Origin of the sequence: Bacillus cereus group sp. BfR-BA-01492, assembly GCF_022662815.1 — a bacterium.
GTDB lineage: Bacteria > Bacillota > Bacilli > Bacillales > Bacillaceae_G > Bacillus_A > Bacillus_A cereus_BD.
The window spans coordinates 76,849-95,240 of record NZ_JAKUEH010000002.1; the positions used below are offsets into that span (position 1 = coordinate 76,849).

The window sequence follows — 18,392 nt, forward strand, 5'->3', positions numbered from 1 at the left end:
TGAGTAAAAAAATCGCACATGTGGTCTTTTCTTATAAATGAAAAAAGGTTGCCTGGAAGATTCCAAACAACCTTTTTATTTATGCTTTTAATTTTGACATTGCAATTTCTGCCGCAGCAATTGTTGCTTCAATATCAGCATCACTATGTGCTGTTGATAAGAATAATCCTTCAAATTGAGATGGTGGTAAGAACACACCTTGTTCTACCATTTCACGATAATAAGCCGCAAAAAACTCTAAATTCGATGTTTTTGCTGCATCATAGTTAATCACTCGTTCATTCGTAAAGAAAATACCAATCATCGAACCTGCTCGATTAATATGGTGTGGTATACCATGTTTTTCCGCAGCCTGACGCAAACCATTCTCCAACATTTCTGCTTTACGTTCAAACTCTTTATAACATTCTGGTGTTAGCTGTATTAATGTTTCATATCCCGCTGTCATCGCAAGTGGGTTACCAGATAAAGTACCTGCTTGATAAATCGGTCCACTAGGCGCAACTTGACGCATAATTTCTGCTTTACCACCATATGCTCCTACCGGTAGACCGCCACCGATCACTTTTCCTAAGCAAGTTAAATCAGGTGTTACACCGTAATATCCTTGTCCACAGTTATATGCAACGCGGAATCCAGTCATTACCTCATCAAAGATAAGCAGCGCTCCATATTGCTCAGTTACTTCACGAAGTCCTTCTAAAAATCCTGGTATAGGTGGTACAACTCCCATATTTCCTGCTACCGGTTCAACAATTACACAAGCAATATCATCTCCGAATTGTTCAAAAGCATATTTTACGCTTTCTAAATCATTATAAGCTACTGTAATTGTATTTTGGGCTACACCTTCTGGTACACCAGGACTATCCGGTAAACCAAGTGTTGCAACGCCAGAACCAGCTTTAATTAATAGAGAATCACCATGACCATGATAACAACCGATAAATTTTAAAATTTTATTACGTCCTGTATAACCACGTGCTAAACGAAGCGCACTCATCGTTGCCTCTGTTCCAGAGTTTACCATACGCACAATTTCAATAGATGGCACACGTTCAATCACAAGCTGAGCTAATTTATTTTCAATTTCTGTTGGTGCCCCAAAGCTTGTTCCTTTTTCCGCAACAGCTTTTAACGACTCTACAACACGCTCATTGGCATGTCCATGAATAAGCGGTCCCCATGATAATACGTAGTCAATGTACTCATTTCCATCGATATCATATACTTTAGAACCTTTTCCTCGCTCCATAAATAACGGATTCATCCCAACCGATTTAAATGCACGAACTGGGCTATTTACACCACCAGGCATTAAATCTTGAGCTTCTTCAAACGCTTTAATCGATTTATCAAACTTTTTCATTATCGCGCGCCCCCTTCTCGTAACCATCTTGCTGCATCTTTTGCATGATACGTAATAATTAAATTCGCACCCGCACGTTTCATACTTAATAATTTTTCAAGGACAATCTCTTTTTCATTAATCCAGCCATTTTGGGCAGCTGCTTTAATCATAGAATATTCTCCGCTCACATTATATGCGACAATCGGTACATTAAAGTTATTTTTCACATCGCGAACAATGTCTAAATAAGAAAGAGCTGGTTTTACAATTAAGAAATCTGCTCCTTCCATTACATCTGACTCAGCTTCTCGGAATGCTTCCATTCGATTTGCTGGATCCATTTGATATGTTTTCCGATCTCCAAATTGCGGTGCACCATGCGCTGCATCACGGAATGGTCCATAAAATGCAGATGCATATTTCACTGCATAAGACATAACTGGCACGTGTGCAAAACCATTTTCATCTAAAGCATGACGAATAGCTGTTACAAATCCGTCCATCATGTTAGAGGGAGCAATAATATCTGCTCCTGCTTTCGCTTGGCTTACAGCTGTTTTTGCAAGAATTTCTAACGATTTATCATTTAAAATAATACCATCTTCAATTACACCGCAATGACCATGGCTTGTATATTGACATAAACATGTATCCGCAATGACGACTAACTCTGGAAATTGCTCTTTAATTTGTTGAATCGCACGTTGTACAATGCCGTGTTCACAAAATGCAGAAGATCCAATCTCGTCCTTCTCAGCAGGTACGCCAAATACGATAACAGAACGAATACCTAAATCAACCACTTCTTGCATTTCAGCTTGCAGTAAATCTAAAGAAACTTGATATACGCCTGGCATAGAAGGAACTTCGTTACGAATATTTTCACCTTCAAGTACGAAAATAGGGTAAATAAAGTCTTCCGTATGTAAAAATGTTTCACGTACAAGCGCACGCATATTTCCGCTTTGTCTTAAACGACGATGACGATTAAATTGTAAAGAGTTCATAAAATTCTATCCCCATTCTTTTATTTTCATTATGCATTTACATAAAACTTGGAAATGCATTGTATTAATGATTCTATCGTGTATTCTTCTGGAACAAGCACATATTTAAAATACTTTCTTGCCTCTTTTTCTGTTATTGGTCCTATACAAGCAATTGTACATTTTTTTATCCATTCTCTCCAGTTTGTACCCTCGAGTAACTTTACAAAGCTTTCAACTGTAGAGGGACTTGTAAATGTAATCACATCAATTTGATTCGATTGTAAAGCTCCGATTAAGTCTTCTTTTTTCTCATCATTTGGTTTCGTTTCATAGACAACCAACTCTTCTACAAGCACCCGAGCTTCACGAAGTTTCACTGAAATTACATCTCTAGCTAAATTCCCTTTTGGAAATAAAATACGCTCTGTCCCGTTTAATGTTTGCACAAATTCCATCGCAAACGTTTCAGCAACAAACGCCGTTGGAACAAAATGAACTTGATACCCTCTTGCTTCTAGTTCTTGCGCCGTTTTTATACCGACTGCAGCAATTTTTATAGCAGGCGGAAGTTTCTGATTTAATGCCTCCAAAAAGAACCTTACTCCATTTTTGCTCGTAAAAATGATCCAATCGTATACATGCAACTGTTTGGCTACCCTTTGAAGCTTTTCTTGAGATACCCCATCTATACGCAAGAGCGGAATTTCCATTGGAATTCCGCTCTCTTTTCTCACTGCTACGCTCATTTGCCCAGCTTGATGCTGGGCACGTGTAACGAGCACTTTTTTTCCAACAAGGGCATTCATAGTTACTGTTGCTCCTTATTTGCAGCTGAAATGAGCTCTTTTGCACCTTGCTGAATCAAGCGCTCTGCCGCTTCTAACCCTACTGTCTCGGGATTTGTACCTACTACTGTTTCTTTTAATAAGACAGAGCCATCCGTTGATCCAACAAGTGCATGTAATTGAATTTTTTCATCTTCTTGAAGTGTTGCATATCCTGCAATAGGTACTTGACATCCTCCTTCAAGCTTATGAAGAAACACTCTTTCTGCCGCTACTGTTCGTTCTGTTGCTGCATCGTTCATATGTGCTAATAACTGCAATAAGTCCTTATCATCTTCACGACATTCAATAGCTAAAGCACCTTGTCCTACAGCTGGTACACATAAGGATTCGTCCAGGTGTTCTGTAATCACATCATCATCCCAACCCATCCGCTTTAGTCCAGCTGTTGCTAAAATAATTGCATCATAGTTTTCTTCTTGTAATTTACGTAATCTCGTATCGATATTTCCACGAATCCATTTCACTTGTAAGTCAGGTCTAGCAGCCAATAATTGTGCGCTACGTCTTAAACTGCTCGTGCCAAGAGTTGCACCTTTTGCTAACTCCTGAAACGATTCCCCATTCTTCGAAATAAATGCATCACGCGGATCAATACGCTTTGGTATACACCCAATTGTTAAACCAGCTGGGAGCATAGCAGGCATATCTTTCATACTGTGTACAGCCAAATCGATTTCTTTTGTAAGAAGAGCATGCTCAATCTCTTTTACAAATAACCCTTTACCGCCTACTTTAGAAAGCGTAACGTCTAAAATGACATCCCCTTTTGTAACAATTTCCTTTACTTCAAATTCATACGGTAAGCCAAGCGCTTGTAATTGATCAATAAACCAATTCGTTTGTGTTAATGCCAGCTTACTCTTTCTTGAACCTACAATAATTTTGCGCATAACTTTCTCTCCTCATTATAAATACCAAAAATGGAAGTTGGATAAACTGCTCAATAGGAAAATATTAACTAACATAACTAGGAATGCACCAATATTCCATTGGATAATCTTTTTTCCGTGCAATGCATCTGCTCCTCGTAAATATAAACCTGCACAATACATAAATAAAACAACAAAAGACCCGATTACTTTCGTGTCATACCAATGAAAATTATCTAACTTCGTATATCCCCATATACATCCGAGTAAAATGGCCAATAAGAAAAATGGTACAGAAAACAAATTTAAGCCATAAGACATCGACTCAAGTTTTGGTAAATTTCCTAATCTTCTTAATCTAGCATTCCATTTTTTCTGTTTTAAAAGCCGGTACTGAAGTAAATACATAATAGAAAAAATGAATGAAACGGTAAATGTTGCATAGGAAATAATCGCCATACCTACATGCACATAAACAAGCTCTGAAACTAATTGCTCAGCGAGTACAGGCGACATCTTTCCGAGCGGCGTAAAAATAGAAAACGCACTTACACCAAAAGCAACAACATTTGTAAAAAAAACTAAGAAGTCAATTCGCATAAACCGATTGATGACTAATGACATTGTAATCAATAGCCATACATAAAAATAAATCCCAGATAGCAAGGTTAGAATCGGATTCGTTTCTGACTCTGTAGCTCTTAGCAACATAAAAACAGACTGTAACACCCATACAATGGAAAGTAACCAAAAAGCAAAGCGATTCGCCTTTCGGTTACTTTGAAAATAATCTATAAAATATAAACTAATGCTACAAGCATATAAAATAATTGCGATATGATAAATAATACTATTATTTAAAAAGCTCATCCGATCATCCTTTCGTATTATAAAGATGAAACGGATGGTGTCCACGCTCGTTTATGTTCCGGTTCTTCCGTATGTTCAACCTCTTCTTGTACTTCTAAATCAAAAATTTTCGCAAATAAAGCAAGCTTTTCCGTTGCTTCCTCTTCTCCAGCTAGCTCTTTTGCCACCAAGATTGGATCCTTCAACAATTGATTAATAATACTTTTTGTATGCTTACTAATAACCTTTTTCTCCCGATCGCTTAACGTTGGAATTTTTCGTTCTAAACTTCTCATCGTCTCACTTTGAATTCCTAACGCTTTCTCTCGAAGAGCCGATATTAAAGGCACAACACCTAGCGTGTTTAACCAATTTTTAAATAAAACGATTTCTTCTTCAATCATAAATTGAATCTTTTCCGCTTCTTTTAAACGCTCAGCACGATTCGCTTCCACTACATCTTGTAAATCATCGATATCGTACAAGAAAGAACCCTCTAATTCATTGATTTCTGGATCGATATCACGAGGTACGGCAATATCAACCATAAATAATGGGCGACCACTGCGCATGCGTTCTACTTTTTTCATCATTTCTTTCGTAATGACATAATTCGAGGATCCTGTTGAACTGATCAAAATGTCCGCTTCTAATAAAGCACATTGTAGTTCACTTAACGGCTTCGCATGCCCCATATATTTTTCTGCCATTGTTTCCGCTTTTGTAAATGTACGGTTCATAACAGTAACTTTTCGAGCTCCGCTTCCATATAAGTTTTGCAGTGCAAGCTCACCCATTTTTCCAGCACCAAGAATTAAAACGTGACAGTCTGTTAAATCACCAAAAATTTTCTTCCCAAGTTCAACAGCGGCATAGCTAACAGACATTGCACTTTCACCAATTGTCGTTTCTGAATGTGCACGTTTTGCTAACGTAATGACCTGTTTAAACAATTCGTTAAAAATGGTTCCTGTTGCCTTTACCTCCTGGGCTGTTAAAAAGCTATTTCGAATTTGACCTAAAATCTGTGTTTCGCCAACTACCATAGAATCTAATCCGCACGTAACGCGGAATAAATGCTCAATTGCACCATCTTGTTCAAAAATAGACAAGTATGGTGAAACTTCTTCTATCTCAAGCTGAAACCAATCAGCTAAAAATTTCTTAATGTAATATCGTCCCGTGTGTAATTGATCAACAACAGCATAAATCTCCGTACGATTGCACGTTGATACAATGACATTCTCTAGCACGCTTTTTTGACTTTGTAATGTCATCATTGCTCGTTCTAGTTCTGCTGCCTGAAATGTGAGTTTCTCACGAATCTCTACAGGGGCTGTTCGATAATTTACACTAACAACAAGAATATGCACGCAGCATGTCCCCCTTCACCCGTTTTATCACCTTATCTACTATCATAATACAACTTTCCTGTTATGAATCTGACAATCGTGTGAACAACGAAATTTTTTATCCTTTTTCCTCGAATTCACAAACTAATGAGACAATCTTCCTATCAAATACCTACTTTATAATCATTATAAAATAATAACTCTATTTGTACGTTACCAAAAAAAACTGCCAGAATCAAGTAATGGAAACTATTCCATATACATTGAAGCACGATCTTTCTCTATCTTCTTTCATTATCACATAAAATATGTATGATTGTTCCATAATGTTACATAAAATAGCCTTCCCAACCGCATCCTTTTTAAGCTAATATAATTGTCAAACAAAAAACGCGTGACGAATTCGTCACGCGTTTTTTGTTTTTGTAAACTTATGAATCGCTTTCCACGCTTCTTCTTTTCCAAGCCCTGTTTCAGAAGAAAATAGAACTACTTCATCACCGGCTTCTACATCAAGTGTTTCCTTTACAACTTTCAAATGCTTTTGCCATTTCCCTTTTGGAATTTTATCAGCCTTTGTTGCAATAATAATTGTTGGAATTTCATAATGCTTTAAGAAATCATACATCATTACATCATCCTTTGTTGGAGGATGGCGTAAATCAATTACTAGCACAGTCGCATCTAATTGTTCACGTGTTGTAAAGTAAGTTTCAATCATCTTACCCCACGCTGCACGTTCTGATTTCGATACCTTCGCATAACCGTAGCCCGGAACATCCACGAAATGCATCATATCATTAATGATGAAAAAGTTTAATGTTTGCGTTTTTCCAGGTTTAGAAGAAATGCGGACTAACTTTTTACGATTTAAGATTGTATTAATAAAAGATGACTTTCCAACATTCGAACGACCTGCTAAAGCAATTTCTGGCAAGTCACTTTCTGGATATTGGTCTGGTCTAACAGCACTAATAACAATCTCTGCTTTTGTTACTTTCATTGTTTCACTCCTACTAAGGCATGCTCTAACACTTCATCTAAATGAGACACAAGCACAAACGTAAGATTTTCTTTTACGCTTTCTGGAATATCATCTAGATCTTTTTCGTTTTCTGCTGGCAAAATAATTTTTGTTAAACCTGCGCGATGAGCACTTAATGTTTTTTCTTTCAAACCACCGATTGGTAATACACGACCGCGAAGCGTAATCTCACCCGTCATCCCTACTTCTTTACTTATAGGAATACCTGTTAGGGCAGAAATAAGTGCCGTTGCCATCGTAATACCTGCTGATGGACCATCTTTCGGAACTGCTCCTTCTGGAACGTGAATATGGATGTCATTTTTCTCATGGAAATCTGGGTCAATATGAAGTTCCTCTGCACGAGAACGAATATAACTAAAAGCTGCTTGCGCAGATTCTTTCATCACATCTCCAAGCTTCCCTGTTAAAATTAATTTCCCTTTTCCAGGAGATACAGCCACTTCAATTGCAAGTGTATCGCCACCAGCAGATGTATAAGCTAATCCTGTTGCCATACCAACTTGATCTACCTTTTCAGCCTGACCGTATCGGAATATACGCTTTCCTAAAAGGTCCGCAATATTCTTCTCTGTAACAACAACGCGCTTACGTTCCCCTGTAACGATAATTTTCGCTGATTTACGACAAACCTTAGCAATTTGACGTTCTAACGTACGCACACCAGCTTCACGTGTATAATAACGAATCATTTCAAGAAGAGCCTCATCACGTACTTGTAAATTCCCTTTTCGTAAACCATGCTCTTTTAATTGCTTCGATAATAAATGTTCACGTGCAATATGTACTTTTTCAATTTCTGTATAACCAGCAATTGATATGATTTCCATCCGATCAAGAAGCGGTCCAGGAATGCTAGCAAGCGTATTCGCAGTTGCCACAAACATAACCTTTGATAAATCATACGGTTCTTCAATATAATGATCGCTAAAATTATGATTTTGTTCTGGATCTAACACTTCAAGTAACGCCGCAGATGGATCTCCACGGAAATCATTGGACATTTTATCAATCTCATCTAATAAAAAGACCGGATTGATTGTCTTTGCTTTTTTCATCCCTTGTATAATCCGACCTGGCATTGCACCAACATATGTACGACGATGACCTCTAATCTCAGATTCATCGCGAACACCACCGAGGGAGACACGGACAAAATTACGATTTAGCGATGTTGCAATCGAACGTGCTAATGATGTTTTTCCGACCCCAGGAGGCCCTACTAGACATAAGATTGGTCCCTTTAGTGAATTTGTTAACTTTTGAACAGCTAAATATTCCAAGACACGCTCTTTTACTTTTTCAAGCCCATAATGGTCTTTATTTAAGATCATTTCAGAATGAGCAAGATCAATTTTATCATCTGTTGCCTCTGTCCATGGAAGCGCTAATAACCAGTCAATATAATTGCGAATCACACCGCTTTCCGCAGAACTTACTGGTAATTTTTCATAGCGATCTAATTCTTTTAAGACAGCTTCCTTTGTCTCTTCCGGCATTCCTGCCTCTTCAATTTTTTTACGAAGTTCTTCAACTTCCCCGCCTTTTCCTTCTTTATCACCAAGTTCTGTTTGAATAGCCTTCATTTGTTCCCGCAGAAAATATTCCTTTTGCGTACGTTCCATCGAACGTTTTACTTTTTGCCCGATTTTCTTTTCTAAACTTAATAACTCTTGTTCATCTTGAATAATAGAGATTAAAGTATGTAATCTTTCGTTAACAGATATGATTTCCAAAATTTCTTGCTTTTGTTTCGTTTTAATTGGTAAATGAGAAGCAATTAAATCCGCTAATCTTCCAGCCTCTTCCACATCGGCTACCGTTGCGAATGTTTCGTTCGATATCTTTTTGGAAACTTTAATATACTGTTCGAAATGCTCTAGCAATGTGCGCATAAGAGCTTTTTCTTCTAAGTCGCCTTCCTCTTCTTCTACTATCGTTTGAACAGAAACTTGTATTACGTTTTCTAATTCTGTAAATTCTACTACTTTTGCTCTATGTAAACCTTCTACCAGGACACGAAGCGTACCGTTTGGCAGCTTTAACATCTGCTTTACCTTCGCCACTGTACCTACACTATATATGTCATCTTCTTTCGGATCATCAATATTCATTTCTTTTTGCATTGCTAAAAAGATAATATTTTCATCCATTGCTGCCTGCTCTAGTGCTTGTATCGACTTATCACGTCCTACATCAAGATGCAGAACCATCGTCGGATATACGAGAACGCCTCTTAATGGTAGGAGGGGCAAGATTCTTTCGTTCGTATTCATACTAGACATAGCACCTCCATAATAAATTAAACTCCTGTTCAACTATTTTATATTACAATACACCCTGATGCAATTACAGAGATTCTTTATCATCGCAATTTCACGACTTTTTCTCCTCATAAAAGAAAAATGGACTCCGCTTAAGCATACAAACTTAAACGAAGTCTGGCAAATATTTCTCTCACCATTGTGCGCAATATGCTTCTTATCTCTATAAAAATTCCTACAGAACAACGCTCTAATTCGTATGTAATGAAACGCTCCGCCGAAAGCTTCACCCTATTTACATAGATTGTACATCGCCTTCTTCTAAATCGTTACGCAGATCCATTTCACGATGTGAATTTTCCTGCACGAATGCCAATTCAAACACTTCTTTTAGCCTGCGAACAGGAATAATTTCAATTCCTTTTATGGTATACAAAAATGGCTGCATATTTTCAGCAGGAATAATCACTTTTTTTGCCCCTGCCTTTTTTGCCGCTTTCACTTTTGCATATACACCACCCACTGGTTTCACTTCTCCGTGAATGCTTATCTCCCCTGTCATCGCAATTTCGTTACTTATATATACGCGATGTAAAGCGGAATACACTCCCGTAGCCATTGCAATTCCAGCTGATGGACCATCAACTGGAATGCCCCCAGGAAAGTTAATATGTATATCATATCCTTCTGGCAATAATTCTAAGGAACGAAGTACAGTTAATACATTATCAACCGATCCTTTCGCCATACTTTTACGACGAATTGATTTCGTTTGACTCCCGATACTCTCTTCCTCTACAATACCTGTCACATTTACTGTCCCCTTATCCTGAGAAGGAATAGCTGTGACTTCAACTTCTAACAATGCTCCTGTATTAGGCCCATATACAGCTAGACCATTCACTAAGCCAATTCGCGGAATGGGGTATATTCGCCTTTCATACTTCGGAGTAAGTTGACTAGAATGAATCACCCATTCAACATCCTCATTCTTAATAAAGGAACGCTCTTCATTAATTGCCATCCCAGCAGAAATTTGCACAAGATTAATGGCTTCCCGGCCATTTCTTGCATACATTCCTATCATTTCAATTCCTTGCTCGTCAATTTCCATCTCTACTTTTTCCGCTGCATTCTTTGCTACTTTTTGAACTTCTTCCGTATCCAATTCACGGAAGAACACCTCTAAACAACGAGAACGAATCGCAGGGGGAATTTCTTCTGGCGAGCGCGTTGTTGCCCCAACGAGACGAAAATCAGCTGGTAACCCTTTTTGAAAAATATCATGTATGTACGTCGGAATCAGCGTATTTTCTTCACTGTAATATGCACTTTCTAAAAATACTTTTCGATCTTCTAACACCTTCAACATTTTATTCATTTGAATAGGATGAAGTTCTCCAATTTCATCAATAAATAAAATACCGCCATGTGCATCTGTAACAGCCCCTTTTTTAGGTTGCGGAATTCCTGCTTGTCCCATCGCTCCTGCCCCTTGATAAATCGGATCATGTACGGAACCGATTAAAGGATCAGCAATGCCGCGCTCATCAAAGCGTGCAGTTGTCGCATCCAGTTCAATAAATACTGCGCTCTTACGAAATGGAGATTTTTGATTTTTCTTTGCTTCTTCTAACACAAGACGCGCCGCCGCTGTTTTCCCTACTCCAGGAGGGCCATATATAATGACATGTTGCGGATTCGGTCCACAAAGTGCCGCCTTTAATGATCGAATCCCATCTTCTTGTCCAACGATATCTGAAAAAGATGTGGGACGTACTTTTTCCGCAAGTGGTTCTGTTAAAGAAATCTCACGCATGTTACGAAGTTGTTCTAATTCTTTTTTCGATTCTCGATCAATGGAAACTTTTTGCGTTCGCTGATTTCGGAGCAAATGCCAGAAATATAAACCGACAATAACACCAAAAACAAGTTGAACGAGTAAGAATATGTTTGTCCAGCTCATGATTCATTTCCTCCCGCTACGGTTTTACCATTTAGTATTTCCGGAGAGGAATCGTGCTAAACATAAGAAGAAACAGCAATTACAAAAATTGCTGTTTCTCCCTTTGAACATTATGCAGATGTTTTTGTATCGAGTACAGTACCATCTTGTAACACTAATTTTGGTGGTGCATTATTTGCTACTGTCTCTCTTGTTAAAATACACTTCTCGATATCTTTACGAGATGGAAGCTCAAACATGACTTCAAGCATTAAGCCTTCAATAATAGAGCGAAGTCCACGAGCACCTGTCTTACGTTCAATTGCTTTTTTCGCAATCTCAATTAGTGCACCTTCTTCAAACTCTAATTCAACGTCATCAAGCTCCAGTAATTTTTGGAACTGCTTTACAAGTGCATTTTTCGGTTTTGTTAAAATATCAACAAGAGCATCTTCATCAAGCGGCTCTAGGTTTGCAATAACTGGTAGACGACCGATAAATTCTGGAATTAAACCAAATCGTAACAGGTCTTCTGGCAATACGTGAGATAAAACATGCTTTTCATTTACTTCCGCATTTTTCTTCTCAGAACCAAATCCAATTACTTTTTCACCAAGGCGACGTTTAATAATTGGCTCAATGCCGTCAAACGCACCACCGCAAATAAATAGAATATTCGTTGTATCAATTTGAATAAATTCTTGATGTGGATGTTTACGACCACCTTGAGGCGGAACGCTCGCTACAGTACCTTCTAAAATTTTCAGAAGTGCCTGTTGCACACCCTCACCAGATACATCACGCGTAATGGATGGATTTTCTGACTTACGTGCCACTTTATCAATCTCATCAATGTAAATAATTCCTTTTTCTGCTTTCTCAACATCATAATCAGCAGCTTGAATAAGTTTAAGCAAGATATTTTCTACATCTTCCCCTACATATCCAGCCTCTGTTAAAGATGTTGCATCTGCAATCGCAAACGGAACATTTAAAATACGCGCCAATGTTTGAGCTAATAACGTTTTACCGCTACCTGTCGGCCCAATAAGTGCGATATTACTCTTCGCCAATTCTACATCATCAATTTTGCTGTTAGAATTAATGCGTTTGTAATGATTATATACCGCTACCGCTAGTGCTTTCTTCGCATTATCTTGCCCGATGACATACTCATCCAAAATTTCGCGAATCTCTATCGGTTTCGGTACATCTTTGAATTCTACTTCTTCGTCTTTCGCAAGCTCCTCTTGTACAATTTCCGTACAAAGCTCAATACACTCATCACAAATATAGACACCTGGTCCTGCAACAAGCTTTCGAACTTGCGTTTGTGTTTTGCCACAGAAAGAACATTTCAATTGCCCTTTCTCATCGTTAAATTTAAACATATTTTCACACCCCTTACAAAGTGCTAATATCTTGCCTTCGTATGTACACGATAAATGTATCGTATGTAAATACATATTATGTCACTACGTGGCGAGAAATACAAATAATATGATTAGTTATGTACAAATAAAAAGTTTTTAAAACTTTTGAAATATGTATATTCGACTTTTAAAGGTTCTTTTCCTTCCTCATCAAAAAGTTTTACAAATATATTCATATTTATAAAACAAGGCACGATTAAAATCGCGCCTTGTTATTTTATTATGCAGCTTTGCTATTGTCTACTAAGAAGTCTACAGCTTTACGAACTTTAAGATCTTCAGCTAGAGCTTCTGTGTTTCCAAGAGCTTGCTTAATAGCATCTACTGGCATATTGTACATTTCAGCCATTTTTTCAATCTCTGCATTTACTTCTTCTTCAGCAACTTCGATGTTTTCAGCTTTAATGATTGCTTCAAGAACAAGGTTGATTCTTACGCGTTTTTGCGCATCTTCTTTCATTTGTTCTTTTAGCTTGTCAGCATCAGTACCTGTGAATTGGTAGTAAAGCTCAAGGTTCATACCTTGTTGGCTTAAGCGTTGTTCAAATTCGCTAACCATGCGATCTAATTCTGTTTCGATCATAGCTTCTGGAATGTCGATTTCAGCGTTAGCAGCAGCTTTTTCTACTACTTCGTCACGAACTTTGTGTTCAGCTTCATGCTTTTTACCTTCTTCTAAGTCTGTGCGAAGTTTTGCTTTTAACTCATCAAGAGTTGCAACTTCTTCGTTCACATCTTTAGCGAACTCGTCGTTTAACTCAGGAAGTTCTTTTGCTTTGATTTCATGAACTGTTACTTTGAACGTTGCTGGTTTTCCAGCAAGTTCTTCTGCATGGTACTCTTCTGGGAATGTTACTTCAACATCTTTAGACTCACCAGCTTTAAGACCAATTAATTGCTCTTCAAAGCCTGGGATGAATGTACCAGAACCGATTGCTAGAGAGTAATTTTCACCTTTTCCACCTTCGAATGCTTCGCCATTCACGAAACCTTCGAAGTCGATTACAGCTGTATCACCGTTTTCAACAGTTCCATCTTCTTTCACAACTAGTTCAGCTTGACGCTCTTGTAAAGCTTTTAATTCGTTCTCTACATCTTCGTCAGTTACAGTTGTGTCGATTTTTTCTACTGCTAAGCCTTTATACTCGCCTAATTTCACTTCAGGTTTTACAGTAACTTTCGCAGTGAAAACAAGGTTTGTATTTTTTTCGAACTTCTCGATGTCAATCTCAGGATGAGCAACTGGGAAGATACCAGTTTCATCGATTGCTTCACTGTATGCTTTTGGTAAGATGATGTCTAATGCATCTTGGTATAAAGATTCTACACCAAAGCGTTGTTCGAATAACGGACGAGGCATTTTACCTTTACGGAAACCTGGTACGTTAATTGTTTTTACTACTTTTTTGAACGCAGCGTCAAGAGAGTTGTTAACTTCTTTAGCATCAACTTCGATTGTTAATACGCCAACGTTACCTTCTAATTTTTCCCATTTTGCAGCCATTTATTCTTTCCCTCCAACTATAATAATGTATGCACATACCTCTATAGATTAAAATTCCATTATTCCTTTCTTAGAAACAACGAGAACGCTACACCCGATGAGTGCGGGCGTTCTTATCTTCTAGCAAAAGCTTTCAGATACACCGTTCTAATCTATTCGCTGCTTACAAAAAACAACTAAGGTATATTTTGTTCGAGAATAATATGAAACATATTAAGTAAGAGAAATATCCTTCTCTCCTCTTACAAACAGGCAGACTTCCGCCTTTTGCAACCCTTACATTATAACATAGAATATTCTCGTTTCAATAACTGAACAATTCTTTTTCATAATTATACAGGGAAATACCCTTCCTTCTCAACACGTAAAAACCATTGATAGGCAATATGAAATTCCTCTAAATGAATATGATACACTTTCATAAGTTCCTCTTCATCGACGATTAACCCGAAACGCTTTCTTCCTATTCTCTCTAAAACAGCAGCCCAAACTTTTGGGTTATTCATTAATAGAGGGAAAGGAAAAATACTCGTTTGCATCTCTCTCCAATATGTAATAATTGTCTTAAATATATCAGGATACTCATTTTCTAATCGATTCGATAATATATGTATAATCTTTTCAGATTGCTCCTCATCATGACCTACCTGCGCCGGAATAACTGTAATTGTTTCACCGAATTTCTCTACTGCTACCTCTTTTTCCATTTTATTTTCTACCATCTTATATAAAATAGAAGTTTTCAAATAAGGATGCTGCTTTTCATCCAAAAGAAACTTTTGTAAAGCAGGTAGCGCCTTATCAAGATCCTTTAATAAAAGACCATTAATCGCTCGCAACTGCTGCCCGAAGCTATCCGAAAATAGTTCATTTGCAAATTCGTTCAATTCAAAATTAGAATCTATCGGAGGCATTTCTTCCCCACCAAGCATACCTTGTGCAAATAAAGCAAGCTGCGCTAATTTCTCTTTTTGTTCCGGAAGCAATTCTTTCTTCTGCAACACTTCTTCAATCGTTTGGATGACACCTTCATAATCATTTGTTTGCACTAAAATCGTTACATATGTTTCAAGGATATCCCCAAACAGAACTGTTCCTGTTTCAAGCAACTTCTCACATTGTTTTTTAGATTCTTCAATTCGCTTTAATTCAAGCAAACAAATTACCGAGGCCAATTCTGTTTGTTCTGTTTCTGCATTATACTGACGTAATATTTCAAAACAGCGTAATGCCTCTTCAAATTCCCTTTCTTTTAGCGCTAAAAACCCTTGGTCAATATAGCGCTCTGACAACTGCGGAAACAATACGACCGTATTTTCTTTTTTATCCATACGTTCGCCTCTTTTTTTAGATTTTTAGTCTCTTCAAAGTAAATATATCAAATGAAGAATCAGAACACAACATTCGAAACCTCTTTGTTCGAAATATAAAAATATTCTTTTTTTGCATTTAAATCTACTAAATAAACGAAAGAAACTCTGATTTTTTTCATGCGGCAAACATCCTCAATAATTATCATAGAGGATTTTAAATTACTGGAAAGCACGAGTAATTGTAGGATAGATAAAAAGAAGAATGACCTGAAGAGCAATAACTGCAATCACAATGATGCAAAAAAAGAAGATCGGTTTACTTTGCTTCACGAAAAACATAATAATAAGCATAATGAAAGCAAGCAAGCATAGAAAAAATAAACTTATGGTCGAACTTAATATACCGACTGGGATAAATAACAATAATATAACACTACCAATACCTATCATTCCAAATAACCATTCCATTCATCTACCCATTCCCCTTCTCATATAAATCTCTTTCTTCTACGCTACTAAATGCTTCATAACCTCAATGACACTCATTAACTTTTCATATGCTACAAATCCAAAAGCTACTGTTAGAGTCGTTACGATTAATCCTTTCATGTTTTTTCCTCCTCGATTCATCTTTGTTACCTCCATTATAAAAAATTGGTATTTTATTACCATCGAAATTCCTTACATTTACCTTACAGAATTGTAAGATTTCATCATGTAACCGATAGAAATGATAAAAAAGGGAAACAGCTATACTTCATTTGTTTACAAGCATTTTATGTATACTTACTTTGTTATGCGATTCATCACGTATGATAACACTTCATCATACACTTGTTTTTCCTCTCGTATCATTATATCTTCAGGAAACGACGCATTTTTTGTACATAGTGTCACCTTATACTGTAGGTCGAGTTCATACGACTTCAACATCCAATCTTTTGATTCTGTTTCCTCAGCAATAATACTCGCCCGTTCAAAATCAATTGTAAAAGAGTCTAAAGGAATAGACAGTCCCTTTCCAATAGCCTTTATATAACTTTCTTTTGCTGTCCAATATTCAAAAAAACACTCTAATTGTTTCTGTTCATTTTGTAACATCAAATTTTCGTATTCCTTTTTCGAGAAGACATGTTTTGCTATATCAAGATCAATCCGCTCAACTTTTTCAATATCCACTCCGATAGACATACAATCAAATGCACATACAACCCATTCACCAGCATGGGAAATATTAAAATGAAAAAAATCTAAGCCTTGTAAAAACGGTTTTCCATAGGCATTATTTAAAAATATAATCTCATCATTATTCATTTCTACTTGTTTCAGAACTTCTAATCTAATAATTAACTCCGCTACAAGAGATCTGCGAACATCTTTCATATTTCTATATTGTTTCAATTTACTTCGCTTTTGTTGATTTACAAAAGACAAAATAATCTCTAAATCTATCATAGGAACATCTTCAGCTAATTGAACGGCTATTAATTTAGAAAGTTTCAACAGTAACTCCTCCCTACTATCGGATCCACTCTTTTATTTGTTCAACACAAACAGCATTCTGATAAGGCTTCATAAGAGGGAAACTATGATAAGAAGCATTTTGATTTCCTATATATCGCAATGAATTATGAAGCGTCCCCCCTGGACCTAAGTCAAGAAATACGGCATCAGAACATATTTTTTGCAGCGTACATATCGCTTTACAAAAATAGATTGGCTTTCTCGTAACCTCCCATAAGTAATCAGATGATATTTCTTTCTTCATTTGTCCATCTACCGAAGAAACTAACGGAATATTCACTTTATTATATTTTATTTTGCTCAAGAATTTCTTATATTCATTTGCTATTACCTCCATGGAAATCGAATGAAATGCATGAGAAATAGGTAACTTATAATAGTTTATATTATGTAATCTTAAAAATTGTTCTATCTCTTTCATATTCTGTTTCACTACAGATATGACAAAATGATGATTCGATTGTATTCCTGCCAAATCACTTCGGCAATATAAATAATCTGTCTCGTAAAACAAACTCACATCTTCTAGAATCAACAACATATTTCCTGGTTCACAATCTCTTTCTACCAGTTGCGCCTGTTTTAACACACATGCTAGCGCTGATTCTGGTGTCATTACTTGAGATACAGCCAATGCAGTAAATTCACCTAAACTCGTTCCCACTACATAATCAGGCTTAATACCACTTTCGATTAAAAAGCGAGCTAACGCATATTCCACTATGAATATAGACGGATGCGTCAGCATTGTTTCTGTAAACGAATGTGCTACTTGCTTTGTACCATATAATTCTTCTACAGCTGATTTCCCAATCCAATCTTGTACAATTCGATCGAAGTCCATGACGATTTCTTGAAAGCGATTAAAACGAAAAAATAATTCCTTTCCCATTTGATAGTATTGAGAGCCTTGTCCTGAAAATAGAAAAACAACCTTTTTTTTTATCTTTTCATCTAAATTATAAATCATATTATCGCTTCCTTTCTCCTTACCGCTCTATGAAATAAAACTACTATCATTCCAGGTGACTTTGTATCCTAGAATATAAATAATGAATAGCAACATAGGTACTATTCTATATACGCTATGTCGCTATCCAATCACA

The 18,392-nt window shown here is 36.9% G+C and carries 15 protein-coding genes; all 15 read right to left on the minus strand.

The genetic code is table 11. The features are described 5' to 3' along the window. Nucleotides 1-79: 79 nt before the first annotated feature. Nucleotides 80-1,369 carry a glutamate-1-semialdehyde 2,1-aminomutase gene (gene hemL / locus MR063_RS03625; RefSeq protein WP_242145255.1) on the minus strand — a complete coding sequence of 430 codons (1,290 nt, stop codon included), beginning with the start codon at nt 1,367-1,369 and terminating at the stop codon, nt 80-82. Next, entirely contained in the window at nt 1,369-2,358 is a 990-nt protein-coding gene (gene hemB, locus MR063_RS03630; protein ID WP_242193431.1) for a porphobilinogen synthase, read from the minus strand. The genes hemL and hemB overlap by 1 nt, the downstream gene beginning before the upstream one ends. A gap of 29 nt (nt 2,359-2,387) precedes the next feature. Next, nucleotides 2,388-3,146 (minus strand): uroporphyrinogen-III synthase, encoded by a 759-nt coding sequence (hemD, locus tag MR063_RS03635; protein WP_242193434.1) that lies wholly within the window; start codon nt 3,144-3,146, stop codon nt 2,388-2,390. A 2-nt stretch (nt 3,147-3,148) separates the two neighbouring features. Then, nucleotides 3,149-4,078 carry a hydroxymethylbilane synthase gene (gene hemC, locus MR063_RS03640; protein ID WP_242193435.1) on the minus strand — a complete coding sequence of 310 codons (930 nt, stop codon included), beginning with the start codon at nt 4,076-4,078 and terminating at the stop codon, nt 3,149-3,151. A gap of 15 nt (nt 4,079-4,093) precedes the next feature. Further along, nucleotides 4,094-4,927: a cytochrome c biogenesis protein gene (locus tag MR063_RS03645; RefSeq protein ID WP_242145259.1), complete on the minus strand. Its 834-nt coding sequence runs from the start codon at nt 4,925-4,927 to the stop codon at nt 4,094-4,096. Between the two features lie 17 nt (nt 4,928-4,944). Continuing rightward, nucleotides 4,945-6,279, minus strand: a complete 1,335-nt coding sequence (hemA, locus tag MR063_RS03650; RefSeq protein ID WP_242193439.1) for a glutamyl-tRNA reductase — start codon at nt 6,277-6,279, stop codon at nt 4,945-4,947. Between the two features lie 385 nt (nt 6,280-6,664). Beyond that, nucleotides 6,665-7,261: a ribosome biogenesis GTP-binding protein YihA/YsxC gene (gene yihA / locus MR063_RS03655; RefSeq protein WP_242145261.1), complete on the minus strand. Its 597-nt coding sequence runs from the start codon at nt 7,259-7,261 to the stop codon at nt 6,665-6,667. Further along, complete coding sequence (lon, locus tag MR063_RS03660; protein WP_242193440.1) at nt 7,258-9,588, minus strand: endopeptidase La; 2,331 nt, start codon at nt 9,586-9,588, stop codon at nt 7,258-7,260. The genes yihA and lon overlap by 4 nt, the downstream gene beginning before the upstream one ends. A 274-nt stretch (nt 9,589-9,862) precedes the next feature. Then, on the minus strand, nt 9,863-11,533 hold the full coding sequence (gene lonB / locus MR063_RS03665) for an ATP-dependent protease LonB (RefSeq protein WP_242193441.1): 1,671 nt from the start codon (nt 11,531-11,533) through the stop codon (nt 9,863-9,865). Nucleotides 11,534-11,643: 110 nt separating this feature from the next. Then, complete coding sequence (gene clpX / locus MR063_RS03670; RefSeq protein ID WP_242145264.1) at nt 11,644-12,903, minus strand: ATP-dependent protease ATP-binding subunit ClpX; 1,260 nt, start codon at nt 12,901-12,903, stop codon at nt 11,644-11,646. A gap of 262 nt (nt 12,904-13,165) precedes the next feature. Further along, nucleotides 13,166-14,449 (minus strand): trigger factor, encoded by a 1,284-nt coding sequence (gene tig / locus MR063_RS03675; protein ID WP_242193442.1) that lies wholly within the window; start codon nt 14,447-14,449, stop codon nt 13,166-13,168. A gap of 332 nt (nt 14,450-14,781) precedes the next feature. Beyond that, complete coding sequence (locus tag MR063_RS03680) at nt 14,782-15,780, minus strand: hypothetical protein (RefSeq protein WP_242193443.1); 999 nt, start codon at nt 15,778-15,780, stop codon at nt 14,782-14,784. 201 nt (nt 15,781-15,981) lie between these two features. Continuing rightward, the gene (locus MR063_RS03685; RefSeq protein ID WP_242193447.1) at nt 15,982-16,230 is read right to left on the minus strand and encodes a hypothetical protein; all 249 of its coding nucleotides are present in this window, start codon (nt 16,228-16,230) and stop codon (nt 15,982-15,984) included. Between the two features lie 318 nt (nt 16,231-16,548). Then, complete coding sequence (locus tag MR063_RS03690; RefSeq protein ID WP_242193448.1) at nt 16,549-17,265, minus strand: 4'-phosphopantetheinyl transferase family protein; 717 nt, start codon at nt 17,263-17,265, stop codon at nt 16,549-16,551. A gap of 16 nt (nt 17,266-17,281) precedes the next feature. Then, entirely contained in the window at nt 17,282-18,256 is a 975-nt protein-coding gene (locus tag MR063_RS03695; protein ID WP_242193450.1) for an acyltransferase domain-containing protein, read from the minus strand. Between the last annotated feature and the right edge of the window lie 136 nt (nt 18,257-18,392).

Bases quoted from the DNA above. Each gene is read 5' to 3' on its own strand.
- hemL (WP_242145255.1), bottom strand. From the start codon at position 1,369: ATGAAAAAGTTTGATAAATCGATTAAAGCGTTTGAAGAAGCTCAAGAT.
- hemB (WP_242193431.1), bottom strand. From the start codon at position 2,358: ATGAACTCTTTACAATTTAATCGTCATCGTCGTTTAAGACAAAGCGGA.
- hemD (WP_242193434.1), bottom strand. From the start codon at position 3,146: ATGAATGCCCTTGTTGGAAAAAAAGTGCTCGTTACACGTGCCCAGCAT.
- hemC (WP_242193435.1), bottom strand. From the start codon at position 4,078: ATGCGCAAAATTATTGTAGGTTCAAGAAAGAGTAAGCTGGCATTAACA.
- MR063_RS03645 (WP_242145259.1), bottom strand. From the start codon at position 4,927: ATGAGCTTTTTAAATAATAGTATTATTTATCATATCGCAATTATTTTA.
- yihA (WP_242145261.1), bottom strand. From the start codon at position 7,261: ATGAAAGTAACAAAAGCAGAGATTGTTATTAGTGCTGTTAGACCAGAC.
- lon (WP_242193440.1), bottom strand. From the start codon at position 9,588: ATGTCTAGTATGAATACGAACGAAAGAATCTTGCCCCTCCTACCATTA.
- lonB (WP_242193441.1), bottom strand. From the start codon at position 11,533: ATGAGCTGGACAAACATATTCTTACTCGTTCAACTTGTTTTTGGTGTT.
- clpX (WP_242145264.1), bottom strand. From the start codon at position 12,903: ATGTTTAAATTTAACGATGAGAAAGGGCAATTGAAATGTTCTTTCTGT.
- tig (WP_242193442.1), bottom strand. From the start codon at position 14,449: ATGGCTGCAAAATGGGAAAAATTAGAAGGTAACGTTGGCGTATTAACA.
- MR063_RS03680 (WP_242193443.1), bottom strand. From the start codon at position 15,780: ATGGATAAAAAAGAAAATACGGTCGTATTGTTTCCGCAGTTGTCAGAG.
- MR063_RS03685 (WP_242193447.1), bottom strand. From the start codon at position 16,230: ATGGAATGGTTATTTGGAATGATAGGTATTGGTAGTGTTATATTATTG.
- MR063_RS03695 (WP_242193450.1), bottom strand. From the start codon at position 18,256: ATGATTTATAATTTAGATGAAAAGATAAAAAAAAAGGTTGTTTTTCTA.